General features: G+C 59.8%; 23 protein-coding genes and 1 tRNA gene. 11 read left to right on the top strand and 13 right to left on the bottom strand.

What is annotated here, in order from left to right; genetic code table 11:
- Positions 1-164: 164 nt before the first annotated feature.
- On the top strand, positions 165-2,225 hold the full coding sequence (locus tag ACEN83_RS06625; protein WP_495579825.1) for a S9 family peptidase: 2,061 nt from the start codon (positions 165-167) through the stop codon (positions 2,223-2,225).
- A gap of 166 nt (positions 2,226-2,391) precedes the next feature.
- Complete coding sequence (locus ACEN83_RS06620) at positions 2,392-2,865, top strand: cyclic nucleotide-binding domain-containing protein (RefSeq protein ID WP_116580265.1); 474 nt, start codon at positions 2,392-2,394, stop codon at positions 2,863-2,865.
- On the opposite strand, the gene ACEN83_RS06615 is transcribed toward ACEN83_RS06620, so the two are convergent.
- Positions 2,862-3,152, bottom strand: coding sequence for a hypothetical protein (locus tag ACEN83_RS06615; RefSeq protein WP_104450506.1), 291 nt, complete (start codon positions 3,150-3,152; stop codon positions 2,862-2,864). The two genes, ACEN83_RS06620 and ACEN83_RS06615, sit on opposite strands and share 4 nt — an antisense overlap.
- A 95-nt stretch (positions 3,153-3,247) precedes the next feature.
- On the opposite strand from ACEN83_RS06615, the gene ACEN83_RS06610 reads away from it, so the two are divergent.
- The 4 genes from ACEN83_RS06610 (at position 3,248) to ACEN83_RS06595 (ending at position 5,459) form a co-directional block, all read left to right on the top strand.
- Complete coding sequence (locus ACEN83_RS06610) at positions 3,248-3,934, top strand: spermidine synthase (RefSeq protein WP_007984802.1); 687 nt, start codon at positions 3,248-3,250, stop codon at positions 3,932-3,934.
- A gap of 50 nt (positions 3,935-3,984) precedes the next feature.
- Positions 3,985-4,356 carry a YajD family HNH nuclease gene (locus tag ACEN83_RS06605; RefSeq protein ID WP_007898702.1) on the top strand — a complete coding sequence of 124 codons (372 nt, stop codon included), beginning with the start codon at positions 3,985-3,987 and terminating at the stop codon, positions 4,354-4,356.
- Between the two features lie 174 nt (positions 4,357-4,530).
- Complete coding sequence (locus tag ACEN83_RS06600; protein WP_007993783.1) at positions 4,531-5,001, top strand: RNA methyltransferase; 471 nt, start codon at positions 4,531-4,533, stop codon at positions 4,999-5,001.
- 80 nt (positions 5,002-5,081) lie between these two features.
- Positions 5,082-5,459, top strand: a complete 378-nt coding sequence (locus ACEN83_RS06595; RefSeq protein ID WP_116580262.1) for a YgaP family membrane protein — start codon at positions 5,082-5,084, stop codon at positions 5,457-5,459.
- 113 nt (positions 5,460-5,572) lie between these two features.
- On the opposite strand, the gene ACEN83_RS06590 is transcribed toward ACEN83_RS06595, so the two are convergent.
- Positions 5,573-6,802, bottom strand: coding sequence for a hypothetical protein (locus tag ACEN83_RS06590; RefSeq protein WP_495579824.1), 1,230 nt, complete (start codon positions 6,800-6,802; stop codon positions 5,573-5,575).
- 35 nt (positions 6,803-6,837) lie between these two features.
- A complete protein-coding gene (locus tag ACEN83_RS06585; RefSeq protein WP_116580260.1) occupies positions 6,838-7,287 on the bottom strand; it encodes a YcgN family cysteine cluster protein in 450 nt (149 codons plus the stop codon).
- A gap of 164 nt (positions 7,288-7,451) precedes the next feature.
- On the opposite strand from ACEN83_RS06585, the gene ACEN83_RS06580 reads away from it, so the two are divergent.
- Positions 7,452-8,045, top strand: a complete 594-nt coding sequence (locus ACEN83_RS06580) for a nitroreductase family protein (RefSeq protein WP_116580259.1) — start codon at positions 7,452-7,454, stop codon at positions 8,043-8,045.
- Positions 8,046-8,276: 231 nt separating this feature from the next.
- Here ACEN83_RS06580 and ACEN83_RS06575 read toward each other — a convergent pair whose 3' ends face one another.
- The 6 genes from ACEN83_RS06575 to ACEN83_RS06550 all read right to left on the bottom strand — a co-directional run bounded on the left by ACEN83_RS06575 (position 8,277) and on the right by ACEN83_RS06550 (position 14,820).
- Complete coding sequence (locus ACEN83_RS06575; RefSeq protein WP_495579823.1) at positions 8,277-9,209, bottom strand: D-2-hydroxyacid dehydrogenase; 933 nt, start codon at positions 9,207-9,209, stop codon at positions 8,277-8,279.
- 119 nt (positions 9,210-9,328) lie between these two features.
- Positions 9,329-9,622, bottom strand: a complete 294-nt coding sequence (locus tag ACEN83_RS06570; protein WP_015093929.1) for a YcgL domain-containing protein — start codon at positions 9,620-9,622, stop codon at positions 9,329-9,331.
- Entirely contained in the window at positions 9,619-10,752 is a 1,134-nt protein-coding gene (gene rnd / locus ACEN83_RS06565) for a ribonuclease D (RefSeq protein WP_495579822.1), read from the bottom strand. Before rnd ends, ACEN83_RS06570 begins: the two co-directional genes overlap by 4 nt.
- Before the next feature lie 123 nt (positions 10,753-10,875).
- Complete coding sequence (locus ACEN83_RS06560; protein WP_495579821.1) at positions 10,876-11,526, bottom strand: class I SAM-dependent methyltransferase; 651 nt, start codon at positions 11,524-11,526, stop codon at positions 10,876-10,878.
- A gap of 72 nt (positions 11,527-11,598) precedes the next feature.
- Positions 11,599-13,248: a phosphoethanolamine transferase gene (locus ACEN83_RS06555; RefSeq protein ID WP_495579820.1), complete on the bottom strand. Its 1,650-nt coding sequence runs from the start codon at positions 13,246-13,248 to the stop codon at positions 11,599-11,601.
- Between the two features lie 189 nt (positions 13,249-13,437).
- Complete coding sequence (locus ACEN83_RS06550; protein WP_495579819.1) at positions 13,438-14,820, bottom strand: glutamine synthetase family protein; 1,383 nt, start codon at positions 14,818-14,820, stop codon at positions 13,438-13,440.
- A gap of 485 nt (positions 14,821-15,305) precedes the next feature.
- Between ACEN83_RS06550 and ACEN83_RS06545 the strand changes: the two genes are divergently transcribed.
- The 3 genes from ACEN83_RS06545 (at position 15,306) to ACEN83_RS06535 (ending at position 18,475) form a co-directional block, all read left to right on the top strand.
- Positions 15,306-16,490: a cyanate transporter gene (locus ACEN83_RS06545; RefSeq protein WP_495579818.1), complete on the top strand. Its 1,185-nt coding sequence runs from the start codon at positions 15,306-15,308 to the stop codon at positions 16,488-16,490.
- 13 nt (positions 16,491-16,503) lie between these two features.
- Positions 16,504-17,421, top strand: coding sequence for a DMT family transporter (locus ACEN83_RS06540; protein WP_495579817.1), 918 nt, complete (start codon positions 16,504-16,506; stop codon positions 17,419-17,421).
- Positions 17,422-17,536: 115 nt separating this feature from the next.
- The gene (locus tag ACEN83_RS06535) at positions 17,537-18,475 is read left to right on the top strand and encodes a LysR family transcriptional regulator (RefSeq protein WP_495579816.1); all 939 of its coding nucleotides are present in this window, start codon (positions 17,537-17,539) and stop codon (positions 18,473-18,475) included.
- A gap of 3 nt (positions 18,476-18,478) precedes the next feature.
- Here the strand turns inward: ACEN83_RS06535 and ACEN83_RS06530 are convergent, their stop codons facing one another.
- Positions 18,479-18,844: a 5-carboxymethyl-2-hydroxymuconate Delta-isomerase gene (locus tag ACEN83_RS06530; protein ID WP_495579815.1), complete on the bottom strand. Its 366-nt coding sequence runs from the start codon at positions 18,842-18,844 to the stop codon at positions 18,479-18,481.
- A gap of 51 nt (positions 18,845-18,895) precedes the next feature.
- Positions 18,896-19,822, bottom strand: a complete 927-nt coding sequence (locus ACEN83_RS06525) for a LysR substrate-binding domain-containing protein (RefSeq protein ID WP_102674441.1) — start codon at positions 19,820-19,822, stop codon at positions 18,896-18,898.
- A 251-nt stretch (positions 19,823-20,073) separates the two neighbouring features.
- Here ACEN83_RS06525 and ACEN83_RS06520 point away from each other — a divergent pair, with 251 nt between their 5' ends.
- Positions 20,074-20,280: a hypothetical protein gene (locus ACEN83_RS06520; RefSeq protein ID WP_217837472.1), complete on the top strand. Its 207-nt coding sequence runs from the start codon at positions 20,074-20,076 to the stop codon at positions 20,278-20,280.
- 48 nt (positions 20,281-20,328) lie between these two features.
- On the opposite strand, the gene ACEN83_RS06515 is transcribed toward ACEN83_RS06520, so the two are convergent.
- Entirely contained in the window at positions 20,329-20,520 is a 192-nt protein-coding gene (locus tag ACEN83_RS06515) for a YegP family protein (protein ID WP_217837471.1), read from the bottom strand.
- 233 nt (positions 20,521-20,753) lie between these two features.
- A tRNA-Ser gene (locus tag ACEN83_RS06510) sits at positions 20,754-20,843 on the bottom strand.
- Positions 20,844-20,861: the final 18 nt, after the last annotated feature.

Raw genomic sequence — 20,861 nt, 5'->3', positions numbered from 1 at the left:
TACCCCCGTTGGGTCGCAAAGCGGCCCTAAAACGAGTCATTGCGATATTGAGTCAATAACGCGGTACCTGTTTTACGACTGCTTCGCAGCCGAACGGGGGCAAGCCCCCTCGCCACACAAGCCCGCTCCCACAGGTTGCCAAGCCCCTTGCTCGAGAGTCCTTCATGCCCCTATCCGCCAACATTCACGACGCTCCGATTGCCCACAAGGCTGATGGCTCCGATCCGTATGCCTGGCTGCAAGAGCGCGACACCGATGCAGTACTCGACTATCTGAAAGCCGAAAACAGCTATCAGGAGGCGCAAACCGCCGACCAGGCCGGGCTGCGCGAGACCCTGTTCGAGGAGATCAAGGGACGGATTCTCGAGACCGACCTGTCCCTGCCCTCGCCCTGGGGACCGTATCTGTACTACACCCGCACCACCGCAGGCGATGAGTATGCCCGGCACTACCGCTGCCCGCGTCCGGCCGATGACAGCCTGACCCTCGACGAAAGCCGCGAACAACTGCTGCTGGACCCCAACGAACTGGCCAACGGCGGCTTCTTTTCCCTGGGTGCGTTCAGCATCAGCCCGGACCATCAGCGCCTGGCCTACAGCATCGACTCCAGTGGCGACGAGATTTACACGCTGTTCGTGAAGGAATTGTCCGACGGCCGCGTCAGCGAGCTGGAGTTCCAGGACTGCGACGGCAGCATGACCTGGGCCAACGACAGCCTGACGCTGTTCTTTGGCGAACTGGACGACACCCATCGCCCGCACAAGCTGTATCGCTATCGACTGGACGGCACGGCGGCCGAAGAAGTGTTCCATGAGCCGGACGGTCGCTTCTTCATGCATTGCTACCGTTCAAGCTCCGAGCAGCAACTGCTGCTGTCTGTGGGCAGCAAGACCACCAGCGAAGTCTGGGTCCTCGATGCCTCCCGGCCCCAGCAGGCGTTTACCTGCCTGGCGCCACGGGTTGAGGATCATGAGTACGACGTGGATCACGGCGCACTCGACGGACAATGGACCTGGTTCATCCGCACCAACCGCGACGGCATCAATTTCGCCTTGTACACGGCCGTCGATACCGGCGCCGCGCCCACCGAAGCCGACTGGCAGAACCTGATCCCCCATAGCGACACGGTGATGATCGACGGCATCAGCCTGAACACCGGGGCCATGACCCTCAGCCTGCGGCTTGGCGGTTTGCCGGTCATTGAAGTACACCCACAAGGCCTGGCGCCTTATCGCGTGCAATTGCCGGATGCAGCCTACAGCCTGCACGTGCAAAACAGCCTGGAGTTCGAAAGCGAGCGGATTCGCCTGCGCTACGAAGCGTTGAACCGTCCGGCGCAAATCCGCCAGCTCGAGCTGGCGACCGGCGAACAGACAGTCCTCAAGCAAACCCCGGTGCTCGGCCCGTTCGACGCCGACGCCTACATCAGCCAGCGCCTGTGGGCCACGGCGCCGGACGGCACGCAAGTGCCCATCAGCCTGGTGATCAAACGTACCGACCTCGGCAAACCGGTGCCGCTGTACCTCTACGGTTATGGCGCCTATGGCGAAAGCCTCGACCCATGGTTTTCCCATGCGCGCCTGAGCCTGCTGGATCGCGGCATGGCGTTTGCCATTGCCCACGTGCGTGGCGGCGGCGAACTGGGGGAAGCCTGGTATCGCGCCGGCAAGCAGGAGCACAAGCACAACACCTTCAGCGACTTTATCGCCTGCGCCGAACACCTGATCGCCCAAGGCTTCACCACTGCACCGCAGTTGGCAATCAGCGGCGGCAGCGCTGGCGGCTTGCTGATCGGCGCGGTGCTCAATCAACGGCCGCAGCTGTTTGGCGCCGCCATCGCCGAAGTGCCGTTCGTCGACGTCCTCAACACCATGCTCGACCCTGACCTGCCATTGACCGTGACGGAATACGACGAGTGGGGTAACCCTGAAGAGCCGGACGTTTATGATCGGATCAAGGCCTACGCACCGTACGAAAACGTCACTGCGCAAGCATATCCGGCGATCCTGGTGATCGCCGGTTACAACGACAGCCGCGTACAGTACTGGGAAGCGGCCAAGTGGGTGGCGAAACTGCGCGCGACCAAGACCGACAGCAATCCGCTACTGCTCAAGACTGAACTGGGTGCCGGGCATGGCGGGATGAGCGGACGGTATCAGGGATTACGTGACGTAGCGCTCGAATATGCATTTTTGTTCAAGGTATTGGGTATAAACCGGCCTTGATTGCGCACGGATACAACACCAATCCCTTGTAGGAGCTGCCGCAGGCTGCGATCTTTTGACTTTGATTTTTCAAGATCAAAAGATCGCAGCCTGCGGCAGCTCCTACAGGGATTGGCGGTGGCTTCAAACCTGGAATAGAACCAGACAAACAAAAGACCGTGACGACATGTCTGAATCAACCTTTCTGAACAACGAAATTCGCGACTGGCTGATGGATTGCGGCCTGTTCAATCAACTGTTGCCGGCGGACTTCGCCGCGGCCTCGGGCTACTTCAGTATCAGCACCATTGCCCAGGGCGAGGTGATCTTCCAGGAGGGCGATGCCGGCAGCTTCATGTGCATCATCCATACCGGTCAGGTGGCGGTGCAGAAAACCACCGCTGACGGGCAACGAGTCACCATCGCCACGTTGCGCAGCGGCCGCTCGTTCGGGGAAATGGCCGTGCTCGACGGCGAACGGCGCTCGGCCAGTTGCGTGGCCGCCAGTAACTGCCAGTTGCTCAACCTGGGCAAGGATTCGCTGGAAAAGATGCTCAACGATGCACCGAAAATCGCCGCCAAGATCATCCGTGCCCTCGCCGTCTCCCTGTCCAAACGCCTGCGCATGGCCGACGGTCAATTGCTGTCGCAGCAGGTCTAGCCACCCGGTGATTTGACTTTCGGCGGGTTCGGTTCGATTCCCGGCACAGGCTGATCCTTGGTTGGCGGGCTGGGCATTTCAATCGGCACCAACGGCGGCCCGCTACTGCCGGGGCCGACTTTCGGCAAGGGCGCCGGGCTGATTTGCGGGTAAGGCGTGGGCGTGGCGGTGCCGGGCGAACCGGGTATCGGCGCGGGGCTGACGGGAATCGTTTGCAACTGTTGGGCCTGCGCTGCAGTTATCGAGAGCGCGGCCAGGGCAATGACCGTTAGAATGGTGCGCTTCATCAATGGCTCCGTTGGCCTTGTCGTCATGAACAGGCTACTCCCAACTGCGTCTGTTTGCCCTCCCGAGTTCTGCCAATTTTCTTCAAGTGAGCCCCATGAAACGTTTCGTTCTGCTGGACACCACCCCCATTCCTGAAAACGGCGGTGCCCTGTGCCTGTTCGAATATGGCGAGGATTTCGTCATCAAGATCCAGGGTGGCGACGGCGGACAATTGATGAACACGCGCATGCACGGCTCCGAGGATGCCCTGGCCGAGATCCCCTGCCGCAAAGTCGCCGGCCGACCGAATTCACGGGTGCTGATCGGCGGCCTGGGCATGGGATTCACCCTTGCCTCGGCGCTCAAGCACCTGGGCAAGACCGCCGAAGTGGTGGTCGCCGAGCTGGTCCCTGGTGTGGTTGAGTGGAACCGTGGACCGCTGGGCGAAAAGGCCGGCAACCCGCTGCTCGACCCGCGCACGGTGATTCGCATGGAAGACGTGGCCAAGGTCCTGCAAGCCGAACCCCAGGGCTTCGATGCCATCATGCTCGATGTCGACAACGGCCCCGAAGGCCTGACCCAGAAGGCCAACAGCTGGCTGTACTCCGCCGCCGGCCTGAACGCCTGTGCCAAGGCCATGCGCCCCAAAGGCATACTGGCGGTCTGGTCGGCCAGCGCCGATCGGCAATTTTCCGACAAACTGAAGAAAGCCGGCTTCAAGGCCGAGGAAGTGCAGGTCTTCGCCCACGGCAACAAGGGCACCCGCCACACCATCTGGATTGCCGAGAAGCTCAAGGGCTAGGCTAAACTTCACCCTATAACCGTCATCAGTCTTTCTACAAAGGTGAACCCATGAGTTCGTCCACCCCGACCAACACTTCGAAGCTGGATCGCATCCTCGCCGACAACCAGCGCGACAAGGAAATGGGCTACCGCGACAAGGCCCTGAAGATGTATCCGCACGTCTGTGGCCGCTGCGCCCGTGAGTTCTCCGGCAAGCGCCTGAGTGAACTGACCGTGCACCACCGCGACCACAACCACGACAACAACCCGCAGGACGGCTCGAACTGGGAGCTGTTGTGCCTGTACTGCCACGATAACGAACACTCGCGCTATACCGACCAGCAGTATTTCGACGAAGGCTCGCTGAGCACGCCGAAAATCGCCAAGGCCACGCATAACCCGTTTGCGGCGTTGGCGGGTCTCATGAAAAAAGAAGATTGAAAATCTTCAGTGCCTGAACTGGCCTCTTCGCGAGCAAGCCCGCTCCCACACAGATCAAATGTGGGAGCGGGCTTGCTCGCGAAGGCGGCCTTAGCTACACCGCCAATCTCCGAACTGACCACTGCCGCCCAATCCCCGTATAATCGCGCTTTTTTCCCGAAAGGCGCCCCGCTCGTGGCAGACAAACGGTACAGCTGCATTGGTTTGTATAACCCCAAGTCACCGGAGAACGTCGGTTCGGTGATGCGCGCCGCTGGCTGTTATGGCGTGGCGTCGGTGTTCTACACCGGCAAGCGCTATGAACGCGCCGCCGACTTCGTCACCGATACCAAGCGCGTGCACTACGACATCCCGCTGATCGGCATCGATGACCTGAAGAAAATCCTGCCGCTCAATTGTGTGCCCGTCGCCGTGGAACTGGTTGAGGGTGCCCGCCCTCTACCGGAATACACCCACCCGGATCGCGCGCTCTACATCTTTGGTCCGGAAGACGGCTCGCTGGATAAGGAGATTCGCGACTGGTGCGAAGACGTGGTCTACATTCCGACCACCGGTTGCATGAACCTGGCCGCCACGGTCAACGTCGTGCTCTACGACCGCATGTCCAAGGGGCTCAATACCCGCTCCGGACCAAAATTCCGCTGAATCGCCGCACATCCGATTGAACGAGCTGCCCGCCCCGGCGGTCAGCTGGACTATCGATCACTGAAGCCTGGAGACAGACCATGAGCGAACTCAAACGCGTCGAGCGTATCGAATCCACCCCCTTCCAGAGCCCTTCCGAGCAGAACGTACAGGGCTGGGAACGCATCGGCTCCCTGGCCGGCGGCGTGGTGATGGTGGGCAAGGGACTGCGTCGTGGCGGGATCTTCGGCCTGATCCAGGTGGCCATCGGCGGCGTAGCCCTGGCGCGCGGCATTACCGGCCACAGTTCGGCGAAAAGCCTGCTGGAGAAAAGCCGCCGGGACATGGATAACGTGCGGGCGAAAATCCAGCGGGCTGGCGAGGAGCTGAGCCAGTTGAAGGCCAATGCCGAGGCGGCGACCAAAACTGCAACCGTGACGGGTAATGATTCGTTGAAGTCGCCGAAAGCCGGGGTTTGATCCAACAGTTTCGGTGAGGCTACCGGCCTCTTCGCGAGCAAGCCCGCTCCCACAGGGGATTTGTGTACGACACAGATCCCCTGTGGGAGCGGGCTTGCTCGCGAATGACGGTGTTACTGAATCAACTCGGTACTGAGCACTTTTGAAGACCCACCTATCACGCTCTCGCTGAGCTGAACAAACGCCTGGGTATCGATATCCCCCAGCCGCATCGCCCCGCGCAACACATCATCCAGCGAACGCTTGTTGTGGGTTTTCAGGCGAATCTCCTGGTCCAGCTCCTGCAGCAACACCACCGCCCTGGCCACCTGCACCGGGTTGACCCGATCACTGCGCAGCGTGGTGACTTTCTGGCTGGTCTTGACCAGTTTACCGTGCAGGCTCTCGTAGCGTTCATCGCTCATGCCGCCGGCCCGGCGCACCAGTTCGATGGCGTAATACTCGGCAAAGCCTTCGCCGATCCAGTCACTGCGCTTTGTGCCGTTGATCCGTCCGAACACCTGGGCCAACTCGCGGACCAGGGCGCTGGTGCCGCTTTCGCTGACCAATGGCAGGTGACTGTTGAGGTAGATCGACTCGTGCGCCGACCGGCTGCCACGCCACATCGGATCATTGGCCCCGACGATCAACAGTTTGCCCGGGTGTCGCGGGTACACCGCCTGCACTTGCGGCCAGACGAAGGTCAGCAGCGTCAGCACATCCATACGCCGCATGCCCTGCCCTAGCGGCGAGGCGACGGTGACTTCAGTCTCGCCCAGACGAGTCCGGCGGCTGCCAAGCTGGCCGGCGAGCATCCAGCCCGTGGGCCGGTCGAACAGTCTGGAAGGGTTATCGATACGGAACTTGTTCTGGCCGATCCGTGGCCACGCGGTTTCAACGCTTTTCCAGCCACCGGGCAGCTCGAATTGAAGGCGTGAAACCAGCTCGACGCCATCCTGTTGATCGAGCCTGGCAGCCGGCACCAGATCGTCGCCGCGCATCAATGCCCAGTTTGGCGTCATGCGCGTGTCAAAGCTGCCGTTCTTGCGCCCGTGGTTGATACTCACCCGATACGTCAGGCTGGCCTTGTCGGCCGCTGGACGCCAGACACCCCGCGCCGCTTTGCCAGGGGGCAATTGCCATTGGCCGTCGGCCTTGAAATCGCTGTAGTGGCTGCCATCGCCAAGGTCGAAATCCAGGCTGCGTACCGCCGAGCCTTGGGCGAGCGTCAGGCGCACTTCGGCTTGATCGCTCTGCGGCAACAGGCGCACGTGATAATCCAGATCGACCTTATTCGCTGCCCATACGGGCGCACTCACGGCCAGTAATCCAACGCCCCACGCCTGCCGCCATCCCACAGCCATACACACTCCTTCGTGAAAGGTTGAGCCTCTGGCAGTCAGCCGGCGCGGAAAATCAGGTGATCTTCCCAGTCGTCTTCCGGCACGCTGCCTTCGGCGAGCATGCGCCCGGACTGGGAAATCCGCTCGTGATGCACGGCATCGCGATCACCGCACACAAGGTGATGCCACAACGGCAGGTCCTTGCCTTCGCTGACCAGGCGATAGCCGCACGTCGGCGGCAGCCATTTGAATTCGTCGGCCTTGCCCGGCGTGAGCTGGATACAGTCCGGCACAGTGGCACGACGGTTAGGATAATCCGTGCACTGGCAGGTTTTCAGGTCCAGCAGTTTGCAGGCGATGCGCGTGTAATAGACGCTGTTGTCTTCTTCGTCTTCAAGCTTTTGCAGACAGCACAATCCACAGCCGTCGCACAGCGACTCCCATTCCTCCTGATCGAGTTGATCGAGGGTCTTGCGTATCCAGAACGGTTCTACTTTGGCGGCCATGGTTCGAGCATCGACATCAGGTGGTGAAAAGGCCGCCAGTCTAGTGCCCGTAGCCCCGTGGGCCAAGCATTGGCGACTGTCGGTAGAACGGGCTTGTCAGTTTCTGCGCTGCCAAGTAGGGTTTTTCGTCGCTCCCACTTTCAAACGTAGCAAGGAATCTCTTGATGAGTGCCAACCCACGCGTTGCCGATTACACCATTGACCCTCAGTTCACCGATCGCTGGTCGCCCCGCGCCTTCACGGGCGAAGCCATTGCCGAGGAAACCCTGCTGAGCTTCTTCGAAGCCGCGCGCTGGGCACCCTCGGCCTACAACTCGCAACCCTGGCGCTTCCTTTACGCACGTCGTGATACGCCGAACTGGGAGCGCTACCTGGGACTGCTGAACGAATTCAACCGCAGCTGGGCGCAACATGCTTCGGCCCTGGTGATCGTGATTTCGAAAACCACCTTCGTCGCGCCTGGCGCCACCGAGGAAACCCCGGCCCTGTGGCACACCTTCGACACCGGTTCCGCCTGGGGCCACCTGGCCCTGCAAGCGAGCCTGAGCGGCTGGCACACCCACGGCATGGCCGGCTTTGACCAGGAACTGACCCGCAAGGAGCTGAACATTCCTGAAGGCTACGCCCTGCACGCCGCCGTCGCGGTGGGCAAGCTGGGGGACAAGGCCAGCCTGGCGGAGTACCTGCAGGCCCGTGAAGTACCAAGCCCGCGTCGTCCGTTGAGCGAGCTGGCGGCTGAAGGCGACTTCACTCTCTAACAGCAAAAGATCGCAGCCTTCGGCAGCTCCTACAGGGTGATGTGTACACCTGTAGGAGCTGCCGTGTAGTGGTCGATCTTTTTTCGCCACGCCTCAATACCCGCGATCGAAGTCCACTTCCCCGCGCAACACCTCTCCCCACCTAAAACGCCCGCAGGTTGACGACGAATACAGGGTGTACACACAACCCTGTAGGAGCTGCCGCAGGCTGCGATCTTTTTTCGCCTAGCCTCAATACCCGCGATCGAAATCCACTTCCCCGCGCAACGCCTCTCCCGCCTGAAACGCCCGCAGGTTTTCGACAAACAGCTTCACCATCATCGACGGCGAAGTCGGTGCCGAGCTGTGGCCGGTGAGCAGCAGGCCCCAGGCTGTCCAGAACGGATGCCGCTGGGGCAATGGCTCCTGACGGCAGACGTCGATCACCGCGCCCGCCAGATGCCCTTCCTTCAAGGCTTCCACCAGATCCGCATCGACCACCGCCACACCGCGCCCGGCGTTGATGAACAAGCCGGTCGGCTTGAATTGCCTGAACAGCGCCGCGTCGTAGATATCGTGGGTTTGCAGCGTGTTCGGCAGCAGATTGACCACGTAATCGACTTCACCGACCAGCCGCGGCAGATCCGCCAGTGCACCGACTTCGATGAACGGCGCCTGTTCCCGCGCGCTGCTGGCAACGCCATACAGCTCGACCCCGAACGGCACGAGGAACTGCGCGACACTCTGACCGATATCACCGGTGCCGACGATCAACACCTTGCGCCCCGCCAGGCTCTGGCCATGGCGGCTGTCCCATTTGCGCTCGACCTGGCTGACCAGTCGCGCCAGCACTTCACGTTCGTGACCGAGCATATAGGTGAGCACGTACTCGGCCATGACTTGCCCGAAGATGCCGACTGCACGGGTCAATCGATAGTGCCGTGGCAAGCCATCGGCCAGCAGCGGCGTAATGCCGGCCCAGGTCGATTGCAGCCATTGCGGTTGATGGCCCTGGCGCAACAGGGTCGCCAGCAGATCAGGCTGGCCGAGCCACACCGGACAATCGGCGGCCTGGCTGGCCAGTTCGGCGGAATCACCGCTGGTCAGCACCTCCAGGTCCGGTGCCGCCTCGCGCAACAGTTGGGCGTACACGGGATGGTCGTGTTCAGCAATCAGGACGCGCATGCTTCAAACCTTTCAAAAACGGTGCAGACGGCGACCGACAGAGCGCTGCTCGGTCGATGCTGCCATCGCTAAAATCAATCAGTGTTTCATAACCACTCTGAACAGAGCCTGTCTGCCATTCACACCGGATCGTTGCGGCGCAACAATTCTTCCGGCAAGTGTTCGATGTACTCGTCTTCGGCAGGCGGCATTTGCAGGTGATAACCCTGTTTCTCGAGGTTTTCCAGCACGACAGCGATGTCCTCGCGCGACAGCTTGCGCTCGGGGCTGAGCACCAGGTCGAACGCGTGTATGGCCTTGCCGAAGGCTGCCATCAGGGGTTCCGGCACGCGCTCCAGAGCATCGCTCTTGAGCACATACAGGTACATTTCGTTTCTTTTCGAGCTGCGGTAGATGGAGCAAATACGTTTCAAGGCTGTTCTCCGGCGGTGACCAGGCTGTCGAGCAGCGCCTGGCCCATCAATTCGCGGCGCCAGCCACGCAGCGAATCAGGCAATTGGTAGGGACCATTGGGGAAGCCGCTCTTGAGCAGCGCTTCAAGGGTTTTCTTGCGCAGCATCAGTTCCGGCGCAATGTTCAGGCGCTCGGCCTCGGCCTGACCGATGGCTTTGAGCTGCTTGAGCAACACGGCAGCGTCCACCGGCAGCGGCTCCGGCACGGCTGGCGGCCATTGATCTGGCGACACACTGCCAGAGCGCTTGATCAGATCAAGCAGAAACTCACCATCCTGACGCACAGTACGCGGGTGCATGTCTTCGATTTTCGCCAGGGCGCCGAGGTTATCCGGTTGCGTACGCGCCAGCGGCCACAACGAATGCTCGCGGATGATCCGGTTGCGCGGCAGATCGCGGGCACGGGCTTCCTTTTCACGCCAGGCGCAGAGTTCACGCAATACCGCGAGTTGGGCGCGCGATAGCTTCCAGGCCAGCTTGGCATCGCGATAGACCTCGTTCGGATCGATCTCGCGGCGCAGGTTGGCCACCAGTTCGGCACCGTCCTCCAGAACCCAGGCGTATTTCTCGTCAGACAGCTTTGGACGCAGCTTTACGAAGACTTCGGCCAGGTGCACGGCGTCTTCGGCGGCATAGCTGATCTGGGTCTCGGAGAGCGGACGCTGCAGCCAGTCGGAACGGGTTTCACCCTTGGGCAGGTCGATGCCGAGCACTTCCTGCACAAGGCGCGAATAGCCCATGGAGAAACCGAGGTTCAGGTAGGCGGCCGCCAATTGCGTATCGAACAGTGGCGCCGGCAGGCTACCGGTCAGGCGTAGCAGGACTTCGAGGTCTTCGCTGCACGCGTGGACAACCTTGAGCACGGCCGGGTTTTCCAGCAACGCGGCCAGAGGTTGCCAGTTGTCGATGGTCAGCGGATCTATCAGGTAGGCACGTTCGCCATCGCCGACCTGCAGCAGGCCTGCGATCGGGTAGAAGGTGTCGACCCGCATGAATTCGGTATCGAGGGCAACGAATGGCAGTTGCTGCCACTCGGCACAAAACCGACCGAGGCTATCGTTGTCGCGAATCCAGTGAATATCGATGGCCACACGGCTCTCCCTTGAAGAATGGCGCGCAGTATATATCGCCCCCGGCGATTTCCGCGCATCCACTGAACAAGAGCGTTAGCGAAAATGACTGCGTGACATGAAGAATAGTCCGACAAGCTCGGCCTAGCTGGTCTTACCCAGCACGTAGACCCGCATCTGTGCACAACCGGGAAAAAAATCCTGATGGCTGAGCAAACGGAATCCCGCCTGCCTGAACTCGCTTTCGACCCCGGCCTTGCTCGGTAATGGCCCCTCCACGCTGGAATGCGCGCCCTTGAATAGGCCATCGAGGCGCACCGCGACGATCACCGTATCGCGACTGACCCGGTAAAACTCGCCCAGCATCGCCAGACGATATTCCGGACTGTAAAGGTGCTGAAACAGTTGCATGCAAAAAATGCAGTCAACCGCGTTTTCCGACAAACCAATCGAGAAGGCGGAGCTTTGAAAGGTCTTGATCCGCTTCAGCAGGCTTTGCGGGTGATGTGTGCGGGCATGATCGAGGATGTCCTGGGACGGGTCCGTCGCGAGGATCACCCGATTCGCATGTTCGGCCAGCACCGACCAGAAACGCCCCACCCCGCAGGCCACGTCGAGGATCAGCCCCGGTTCACCAGCGACCTTGAGTGCATTGCGCACCAGACGCGCCTCGCGCCAGTGCGTCAGCCGCCCGGCCAGGCCCGGCGCTTGCGGCTGAAGGCAGACGCGCGCGTGTTCCTGATCGTAGCGCCGGGCAATCTCAAGCTCGATGGCGGATGGGGGTTGAGCGGACATGTGCAATGGCTCTTGATAAACGTTCAACAGGCCGCAGGTCGGCAGCCACCGAGTGAAACAAAATCGGAGCACTCAATCCTTGGCCAGCACGCCGTCAGTCACCGGCCCACGACATCCGGCAAACATGTCCAGATCCTGGTTGTAGACCTTGCTGTTGACCTCCAGCAGTCCAAGCATCGAATGGAACAGGTTGTCCTGGCTCAGAGGCTTTTCACGACTCTGTTGCAGGCAGCGGGTATCTACCGCAAACGACTGTTTATAGCTGTCGGAGAACCAGGCAAACATGGCCACATGTTTTTGCTGCTCCGGTGCCAGCATGTAAGGCGTGCCGTGAAGGAACAAGTTGTACTCGCCCAGGGATTCACCGTGGTCCGACAGATACAGCATCGCGGTGTCCACTTTGGACTGGTTAGTGCGCAGCAGATCGATCAGGGTCGACAGCACGTGGTCGGTATAGACCAAGGTGTTGTCGTAGCCATTGACGATACTTTCGCGACTGCAATTGTTCAGGGCATTACTCTCGCAAACCGGGGTGAAACGCTCGAACTCTTTCGGATAACGCTTGAAGTACTCCGGACCGTGACTACCCATCTGGTGCAATACCAGCACGGTATCCTTGTCCAGGGTATCGATGAAATGTTGCAGCCCCTGCAGCAGGATTTCGTCGCGGCATTCACTGTTGGCGCACAATGCCGGGTCTTTCAGATTGCTGACGTCCTGAAGGGTGACGCGATCGCACGTACCCTTGCAGCCCGACTGGTTGTCACGCCAGATCACGTCGATACCCGCATGCTTGAGCACATCCAGCAGGCCTTCTTCGTTCTTGGCCTTGCTGGCGTTGTAGTCCTTGCGCCCCATGTTGGAGAACATGCAAGGCACCGAAACGGCGGTTTCAGTTCCGCAGGAATGCACATCGGTGAAGGCGATCAGGCCATCTTCCTTACTCAGATTGGGCGTGGTGTCGCGGCTATAGCCAAAGATACCGAAGTTCTCCGCCCGGGCACTTTCCCCGACGACAAGCACCGTCAGGGATTTGCGCCCATGAGTTTGCCAGAGCGTATTGCGTCGGGCATCTTCACCGATCTTCACAAAGGGTTGCCGCGCAGTCGCTACTTTCTCGCGCAATAAACCGGCAGAGGCACCAATGTAGTTGCTTGGCACCACCATCAGGCGCAACTCGTGGTGATTGCGAAACAGCGAAGACAAGCCTTGATAGTTAACCAGTGCAACACCACCAATGACGGCCGCAGAAGCAAATACCACTAGGACTTTACTGAGCAGCTCACGGTGCCAGCGACGATAATTAATCGGTGCCTTCCACAATAGCCACGACGGCAATACACCGAGCAGTACAATATAAACAAACAACTTGAGCGACAGTAAGTCGCGCACTTCCGTAGCATTGGTTTCAGCGAAGTTACGCAACATGCCGGTGTCGATCAGGACACCATACTGGCTCATGAAATACGCCACGCCCGCGCTGACCATGAACAGCAGGGTCAGGAGCGGCTTGAGTACCGGCCGGAAGGCCAGCAGGGACAGCACGATGTTGAAGGCCGCGAATATCATCACCCCGAAGGCCACGCGCATGACCATGCCTTTGCCATCGGACGTGGTGATTTCGAACAGGTGTTGCCAGAGTACAAAGTTGAAGCCAACCAACAAAAATGCACTGGCAATCAGTGTCACCCATTCGGGGCGCACGGCTTTAATCTTAAACATGAGGTTCGGCGAGTCCTGAAAAGAAGTGCCTTCGGTCAATGTGAAAATTTCATTGACCGAGACAATTCTAATTTTAGGTAGCCAACCATCAATTTTTTGTGAAAAAGAAGCCAACAATTAGTTGGCTTATAACACCTGCCAGAAACTTCAGACTATTTGAGAATGGTTCAGCTCGGGTTCAGTTTCGGCTCAAGCCTGATGCAGGTACCAGCGCCAGTCCTGCTCCCCGACCTCCCCCATGAACTGGCGATACTCGGCGCGCTTCACCGCCAGGTAGACACCGAGGAACTCGCCGCCGAAGGCTTCCCTGGCCCAACTGGAACCTTCCAGCGATCGCAAAGTGGTCAGCCAGTCCGTCGGCAACAGTTTCGCGGCCTGGGCGTAGCCATTGCCCTCCACCGGCGCACCCGGGTCGAGTTGTTCGCGGATACCGCGATGAATACCGGCCAGAATCGCTGCAGCCGCCAGATAGGGGTTGGCATCCGCGCCACAAATTCGATGCTCGATGTGCCGGGAATACGCCGGCCCGCCAGGAACGCGCAAGCTCACGGTGCGATTGTCCACCCCCCAGGTGGCTGCCAGCGGCGCATAGCTGTTGGCCTGGAATCGACGGTAGGAATTGGCGTTGGGGCAGAACAGCAACAGCGAGTCGAGCAAGGTACTGAGCATGCCGGCGACAGCCTGCTTGAGCAAAGGCGTTCCATCCGGGGCTTCGCTGGCAAAGAGGTTGTTGCCGTCCTTGTCCGCCAGACTCACGTGCATGTGCATCCCGGTGCCGGCCAGGTCATCGAATGGCTTGGCCATGAAGCACGCCGTCATGCCGTGCTTGTGCGCCACCCCTTTGACCAGACGCTTGTAACGCACCGCTTCGTCCATGGCCTGCAACGCGTCGGTGCGGTGTTCGAGGGTGATTTCCACTTGCCCCGGCGCGTATTCGGAAATGGCCGTGCGTGCTGGAATCCCCTGGAGCTTGCAGGCGCTGTAGAGATCGGCCAGGAACGGCTCGATCTGTTCAAGCTCGCGCAATCCATAGACCTGGGTGCCGCGCGGACGCCCGCCATCGACATCCCGTGCCGGTTGCGGCCGGCCATTGCTGTCGCGTTGCTGATCCAGCAGATAGAACTCCAGTTCCGCCGCCATCACCGGGTAATAGCCGTCTGCCTGCAACCCTTCGATGACTTTCGCCAGCAAGTGACGGGGATCGGCAATGGTAGCGGGCATCCCCTCAGTCGGGTGCATGCTGACCTGCACGGCCGCGGTCGGTATCAGACGCCACGGCATACGCGTGAGGCTGCCGCTGATCGGGTAGGCCCGGCAGTCGATATCGCCGACATCCCAGACCAGCCCGGAGTTTTCCACGTCATCGCCGTTGATGGTCAGACCGAGGATGGTACTCGGTAATGGCCGCCCGCTTTCATACACCGCCAGCAGCTCGTCACGGTGCAGCAGCTTGCCCCGCGGCACACCGTTGTTGTCGAGGATGAACAGCTCGAACATTTCAATATCCGGGTTCTGTTCCAGAAAAGTCAGGGCTTCAAGCCGGGTGGCGAACGAGGTCGTGGCACAACTCATGGGAATTCTCTTTTTCCGTGTTTGACGGGTGCACAAAGGCACACGCACTTTAATTCCGGTACCTACCGGAATATGTAGGAACGATCAGCGGAAAAAGCAGGAATCCGGCGGGCGCGCATGTCGGCAATGCCACAGCGCCCAGAAGGCCAGTTCAGAAGGAAGTGCAGAGAGGCTTGGCGCGGTGGCGGGCGTGAATCGACGACCAAGGCTCGACGCACGAGCGCCGATGGTTGCCTTGAAGTGGATTGCGACTGGCCAACCGTCCATAGAGAGAACCGCAGAAAACAGATGACCGGCAGCGTCACACGATGGGTTCAGTCGTTAAATCAGGATTTGAAGAACCTTGGATGTCGAATGGCTAAACATTCAACGGCGTCCGTATGACCGCACTCTTATTTAATTTCCAAATACATCACCAGACTTTCTGATTTGCGGCCTTGCAGCCTCGCGCGCCTAATCGCAACCCTACCGTTCAAGGTCCGATCATGGAAAACACCCGCGCGACTACCCGCCCTGCCCTCTGGTTGATGTTCAGCATTGCTCTCGTCGCCCTGAACCTGCGTCCCTCCATGGCCGCCGTCGGGCCGTTGCTCTCGGCGATTCGCGAGGACATCCCGCTGAGTTTCAGCCTGGCTTCACTGCTGACCCTGTTGCCGGTCATGGCCATGGGACTGGCGATGTTTTTCGGACTGCGTGTCAGCGAGCGTCTCGGTGAACAGCGTACTGTCGTACTTTCGTTGCTGATCATCGGCATGGCCACGGTGTCGCGCCTGTTTGTCGATTCGGTAGGCGAATTGATCCTCAGCGCCGTACTGGCAGGTATCGGCATCGCCCTGATCCAGGCCCTGATGCCTGCGCTGATCAAATCCCGCTTCAGCGACCACGTTGCCCTGTGCATGGGTCTCTACGTCACATCGATCATGGGCGGTGCCGCCATGGGGGCGTCCTTTGCGCCACTGGTGATGGCGTCTACCGGCAGCTGGCGCATGGGCCTGGCGATCTGGGCCGTTCTCGCCGTGCTGGCATTGCTCTTCTGGCGCAGCCAAAGCACAAGGATGCCAACACTGGATTCGAGGGCATCCCGCAAAGGATCGTTCTTCGCCAATTCCCGCGCGTGGTTACTCGCGATCTTCTTTGGCCTGGGCACTGCGTCCTACACCTGCGTTCTGGCCTGGCTGGCGCCGTACTACGTGGAAAAGGGCTGGAGCGAACAACACGCCGGATTGCTGCTCGGGTTTCTCACCGCAATGGAAGTGCTGTCGGGCCTGCTGACGCCCTTCATCGCCAATCGCTGCCGCGACCGCAGAGTCGTGCTGATGGTCTTGCTGGCACTGATCATCGCCGGTTTCTGCGGACTGATTCTGAGCCCGCAGCACTTGAGCCTGATGTGGCCATGCCTGCTGGGGCTGGGCATTGGCGGGCTGTTCCCGATGAGCCTGATCGTATCGCTGGATCACCTGGACAATCCATTGCGCGCCGGTGGCCTGACTGCATTCGTACAAGGCATCGGCTACCTGATCGCCAGCCTGTCGCCTCTGCTGGCAGGGATCATCCGCGACCGGCTCGGCAGCTTTGAATGGGCCTGGTGGTCGCTGGCGGCGGTCATGGCACTGATGATGTTGATGGTTTTGCGCTTCAACCCAAGGCACTACAGCCGCCACATCCACTGACCCGGAGCCTGCCATGAAAACCACCGGTTTCGCCGCCGCTCACGCCAGCATGCTGCTTTGGGCCTTGCTGATTGCCGCCTCGTTTTCCGCGGCGGCGCAAGTCAGCCAGGCCATCGACCCGATCCTGCTGACCGGCTTGCGCCTATTGTTCTGCGCCTTGGTGTTTCTGCCGCTGTTGCTGCGTGAAGGCAATGCCGTCATGACCGCCCGCGGGCTGCTGGGTCACGCGGTGCTCGGCCTGTTGTTGGCGTTGTACTTCGGTTCGCTGTTCGAAGCATTGCGCTACACCTCGGCCGTCAATACAGGAACGATGTTTACGCTGGTGCCGCTGATGACCCTGGCTTTCGAGGCCGTGCTCATACCTGACAGCCGCCTGAAACAACGGATTGTGCCGATGCTGCTCGCCGCTGCCGGGGCGGTGCTACTGATCATGAAAGGCACCGGCCCCAACGACTTTCCATCGCCGTATGCGCTGACCGTGTACGGCATCGGTTGCCTGGCGATGGCACTTTACGCCCCTCTAAGCCAACGCCTGAAAGCCAATAGCCTGAAGGGGCGCGGGCCGGTGCCCATGACGTTCTGGAACATGCTGTTCGGCGCACTGTTTCTGCTGGTGTTCTGCGGATTCAGTGGTGGTTGGCGCTCGGCATCATTACTGACGCTCAACGATTTCTATTGGCTGATGTACCTGGCGGTGTTCGCCACCCTGGCGACGTTCTGGCTACTGCATCAGGCCATCGGCGTGATCGCGCCATCCTCGGTGATTTCCTACATCTACCTGAGCACGCTGTTCATCACCTTGTTTCACTGGTTTTGGGGACGCCAGATGCCGCTGCCGCTGGAGTTGGCGGGCGCGCTGCTGGTGGGCATCGGCATGTTCGCGCTGTTGATCTCCAGCCGCCGCGCCGTGTCGGCGATGGTCCAGAGTTGAAGGGTTCCAGGGCAAAACTTCCTGCAAGGCATTTTCCCTGTTCGCTCATTCCGCTAGGATCGTTCACTCACCCTGGCACACGGTCAGTGCAAGGGGACGCAGCGAGACGCAATGGATGCTGAACAGTAATTCGCTTAGAAAACTCGACATGCAGGACCTCATGGTGTTCGTCGCCGTGTACGAGCAGAACAGCGTCACCGGCGTATCGGAGATGCTTAGCGTCAGCCAGTCCACCGTGAGTTACTGCCTGAAAAAACTGCGCAACAGCTTCGAGGACGAACTGTTCATCCATACCCGTATCGGCGGTATGCAGCCCACAGGCAAGGCCAGCGCGATGTACCCTCACGTGCTGAAAATCCTGGAAAGCATCAATTTGTGCCACGCCGGCTCACCCGCGTTCGACCCTGGCCTGCAAGCCGTGACGTTCAACCTCTGCGCACCGGAGTATTTCGAGCAGTTGATCCTGCCGCGCCTGTTGAAAACCTTCGCCCTCGCCGATCTTCCGGTGACGGTCAATGTGCTCAAACTCGAAGCCGACATCCCTGCCGAAGCGTTGCGCGAAGGCAGTCTCGACCTGGTGATGTGTTTCGGCCCGAACTTTCATCGCAGCCACGTCGATTTCAAATCCAGGACGCTGCTCGAAGATGATCTGGTCTGTGTGTTCGACAAACGCGCCACCCCGGCGGAACCGCGTTTGAGCCTGCAAACCTATGTCGAACGTCGACACGTATTCCCGACACCCTGGACGTCCGCCACCAACATGGTCGACGGCTGGCTCGCGCAGCAGGCCAAACAGCGCCAGATCGTCGCGCGCGCCAACAGTTACAGTGCAGCGCTGAAGCTGATTACCGGCACCGACTATGCCCTGACCCTGCCCCGGCGCATCCAGCGGCTGCTGGCCAGTACCGACACCTTCAATCACTGTGAAGCGCCCGAGGGTCTACCGGGTTTCACCCTCGACATGCAGTGGAGCCAGCGGGTCGATCAGGACAGCGCCAACACCTGGCTGCGAGCGCAAGTGATCCAGGCCTGCGCCATGCAGGAAACGGCCTGATACTCAGTGGCTGATGGCGGTCTTGCTGTAGGAATCGCGATCGATGTCGAGAATCTCCACGCACAACTGGACTTCAACACCGCGCGGCCACTCACACAAGTCCTGAACCACCGCCAGCAGGCTTTCGGAGAGTTGTTTCTTGATTTGTGCGGAACGCCCACTCAACAGTGCCAGTTTCACATGCACGAATGCCCGTTCAGCCAAAGTAGTACCGACCTTGAACGTCTCGACCCTGACCGCGCGGCTCTTGATGTCGAATTCGGCAGCAAACTGACCGGAACCCACCAGCGTATTGTTCAACCGCATCAACGCCACATCGGCATTCAGGTCAGTCAGGTTGGCGGTGTATTCCATGTGCAGGTGAGGCATGAGTTGGCTCCTGGAAGGGGATGGAAAGGTCGTACGTATAACATGCCCCGTTCATTCGGGCAGCGGCAAAACGGCACGCTCACTCATGAACGCCTCCAGGCGCGAACGTAACCAGCGCTCGGCAGGGTCGGTATCGACATGACTGAGCCAGACCATGGACAGGTCCAGGGTCGGTGTCTTGAACGGAAAGGGCTCCTTGAACAGCATGCCCGAAGCAGCCATCGCCTCGGCGGTGTAGTCCGGCAGGCTGGCGATCAGGTCCGTCCCGGCGAGCAGTGCGGGCAACGAACTGTATTGCGGTACCGAGAGCACCACCTGGCGCGTGCGGCCGATTTCCGCCAGCCACTCGTCGGCATAGCCACTGACGTTGGCGGTATGGGACACCAGCACGTGCGGTCGTGCGCAATATTCGTCGAGCGTCAGCGGAGTGTCGGAAGCATCGGCGCGCAAAATGCTGGGCTGGATATGCCGCAGCAACTTGCGCTTGGCATTGGCCGGCAAGCCACGGGTCTGGCTGATACCCACCGTGATATCGCCGGACGCCAGCAAGTCGGGAATCCGCCAGTAATCGACATGCTGCACCACAAACACCACCTTTGGCGCTTCCTGGCGCAGGGTTCGCAGCAACGGCGGCAACAGGCCGAACTCGACATCGTCGGACAACCCGATGCGAAACGTCATCGTGCTGCTGGCCGGATCAAAATCATGGGTCAGGCTCAAGGCCACGGACAAGGAATCCAGCGCCGGCGACAGGTGCCTGATGATCTCCTCTGCCCGTGCCGTCGGCTCCATGCGATGGCCAACACGGATGAACAGCGGATCATTGAACATCGCACGCAAGCGGTTGAGCGCCGAGCTGATGGTCGGCTGACCGAGAAACAGCTTCTCCGCCACCCGAGTGACATTGCGCTCCAGCATCAGCGTTTCGAATACCACCATCAGGTTGATATCCGCCTTGCGAAGTTCGTTGCGATTCATCCAGTGTCCCCAATCCCCAAATCTGCTGACAGTTTAGGTAGCCGGGGCAACTGCCGTCCATTCAACTCAAGTTCAACAGCCTGACGGGGTTCACGTTTAAGCAAAATGCCTGCCCACGCCTTGTCCTACAGCCTCTTCCTTTTTACCTGAAACCTCTGGCAGTTAACCCTTGGGTCCCTAAGCTCAGCGGCGCACGAGGGGAAAAACCAGCCTCGTCATCCAAAACACGCGTTATCAAAAGGAGCGGCACCATGGCCAGAGACAAAGCCAAAGACGACAAGCACTTCAACTGCACCCAGCCCCACGAAGCCGACTACGTCGCCGGCTTGTACCCGCACGCAAGGGATGAGGTCAAAACGTTCCTCGCCTCGGCCTGCAAGGACAAATCCCTGCACAACTCCACCCACAAGGACGTCTACGAACTGATCAAGAGAAAACTCGGTCATTCCCAGCCATAAGCCGGTTGAAACGAAGCTGCTCTCAACGAGCAGCTTCACCACCCTCAGCTAGATTTCCTTGATAGGGGTCTGCTCGCAGGTCCCCTTGATCAAATTGATTGCATGCAGGCAATCAGCCTTGTTGACGTAAGCCTCACCGCTGGCAATCGTTTCATGATTCCCCGCCCTTAAACGCCATCGCCATTGGCCCTTGCCAGTCAGGACGGTGCCGCGGATTTGCCTGTAAATCTCAAAATACATTGCTCGCTCCATGCGATTGCCGGTGACTGCAGGTCAGTGACCTGCGCAAGCAGAGTAAAGGAGGAGTTCCCGGAGCGATTACTTTCAATGTCAGGGGATATTTCGCACCGCAGCCCCTCGATGGCAGGGAGCACAATGGATTCGGACAGGATGTCGGCAGCGATAGTCACTGAAAAAGCTTCAGAAACGAAAAAGCCCCGTAACTTTTCAGCTACGGGGCTTTTTCAATGTAATGGCGGAGAGATAGGGATTCGAACCCTAGGTACCGGTGAAGGTACAACGGATTTCGAATCCGTCCCATTCGGCCACTCTGGCATCTCTCCAACGGCGCGCATCATAAC

The sequence above is a fragment of the Pseudomonas sp. Pseusp49 genome, from assembly GCF_059491875.1.
Note: the sequence above shows the minus strand (reverse complement) of the source record. Positions and strands in the feature narration are given on the sequence as shown.

Excerpts from the sequence above, each read along its gene's own strand:
- ACEN83_RS06530 (WP_495579815.1), bottom strand. The coding sequence starts at position 18,844 with ATGCCTCACCTGCACATGGAATACACCGCCAACCTGACTGACCTGAAT.
- ACEN83_RS06625 (WP_495579825.1), top strand. The coding sequence starts at position 165 with ATGCCCCTATCCGCCAACATTCACGACGCTCCGATTGCCCACAAGGCT.
- ACEN83_RS06545 (WP_495579818.1), top strand. The coding sequence starts at position 15,306 with ATGGAAAACACCCGCGCGACTACCCGCCCTGCCCTCTGGTTGATGTTC.
- ACEN83_RS06610 (WP_007984802.1), top strand. The coding sequence starts at position 3,248 with ATGAAACGTTTCGTTCTGCTGGACACCACCCCCATTCCTGAAAACGGC.
- ACEN83_RS06580 (WP_116580259.1), top strand. The coding sequence starts at position 7,452 with ATGAGTGCCAACCCACGCGTTGCCGATTACACCATTGACCCTCAGTTC.
- ACEN83_RS06560 (WP_495579821.1), bottom strand. The coding sequence starts at position 11,526 with ATGTCCGCTCAACCCCCATCCGCCATCGAGCTTGAGATTGCCCGGCGC.
- ACEN83_RS06585 (WP_116580260.1), bottom strand. The coding sequence starts at position 7,287 with ATGGCCGCCAAAGTAGAACCGTTCTGGATACGCAAGACCCTCGATCAA.
- ACEN83_RS06620 (WP_116580265.1), top strand. The coding sequence starts at position 2,392 with ATGTCTGAATCAACCTTTCTGAACAACGAAATTCGCGACTGGCTGATG.
- ACEN83_RS06550 (WP_495579819.1), bottom strand. The coding sequence starts at position 14,820 with ATGAGTTGTGCCACGACCTCGTTCGCCACCCGGCTTGAAGCCCTGACT.
- ACEN83_RS06615 (WP_104450506.1), bottom strand. The coding sequence starts at position 3,152 with ATGAAGCGCACCATTCTAACGGTCATTGCCCTGGCCGCGCTCTCGATA.
- ACEN83_RS06535 (WP_495579816.1), top strand. The coding sequence starts at position 17,537 with ATGCTGAACAGTAATTCGCTTAGAAAACTCGACATGCAGGACCTCATG.
- ACEN83_RS06595 (WP_116580262.1), top strand. The coding sequence starts at position 5,082 with ATGAGCGAACTCAAACGCGTCGAGCGTATCGAATCCACCCCCTTCCAG.
- ACEN83_RS06520 (WP_217837472.1), top strand. The coding sequence starts at position 20,074 with ATGGCCAGAGACAAAGCCAAAGACGACAAGCACTTCAACTGCACCCAG.
- ACEN83_RS06540 (WP_495579817.1), top strand. The coding sequence starts at position 16,504 with ATGAAAACCACCGGTTTCGCCGCCGCTCACGCCAGCATGCTGCTTTGG.
- ACEN83_RS06590 (WP_495579824.1), bottom strand. The coding sequence starts at position 6,802 with ATGGCTGTGGGATGGCGGCAGGCGTGGGGCGTTGGATTACTGGCCGTG.
- ACEN83_RS06605 (WP_007898702.1), top strand. The coding sequence starts at position 3,985 with ATGAGTTCGTCCACCCCGACCAACACTTCGAAGCTGGATCGCATCCTC.
- ACEN83_RS06555 (WP_495579820.1), bottom strand. The coding sequence starts at position 13,248 with ATGTTTAAGATTAAAGCCGTGCGCCCCGAATGGGTGACACTGATTGCC.
- ACEN83_RS06525 (WP_102674441.1), bottom strand. The coding sequence starts at position 19,822 with ATGAATCGCAACGAACTTCGCAAGGCGGATATCAACCTGATGGTGGTA.
- ACEN83_RS06515 (WP_217837471.1), bottom strand. The coding sequence starts at position 20,520 with ATGTATTTTGAGATTTACAGGCAAATCCGCGGCACCGTCCTGACTGGC.
- ACEN83_RS06575 (WP_495579823.1), bottom strand. The coding sequence starts at position 9,209 with ATGCGCGTCCTGATTGCTGAACACGACCATCCCGTGTACGCCCAACTG.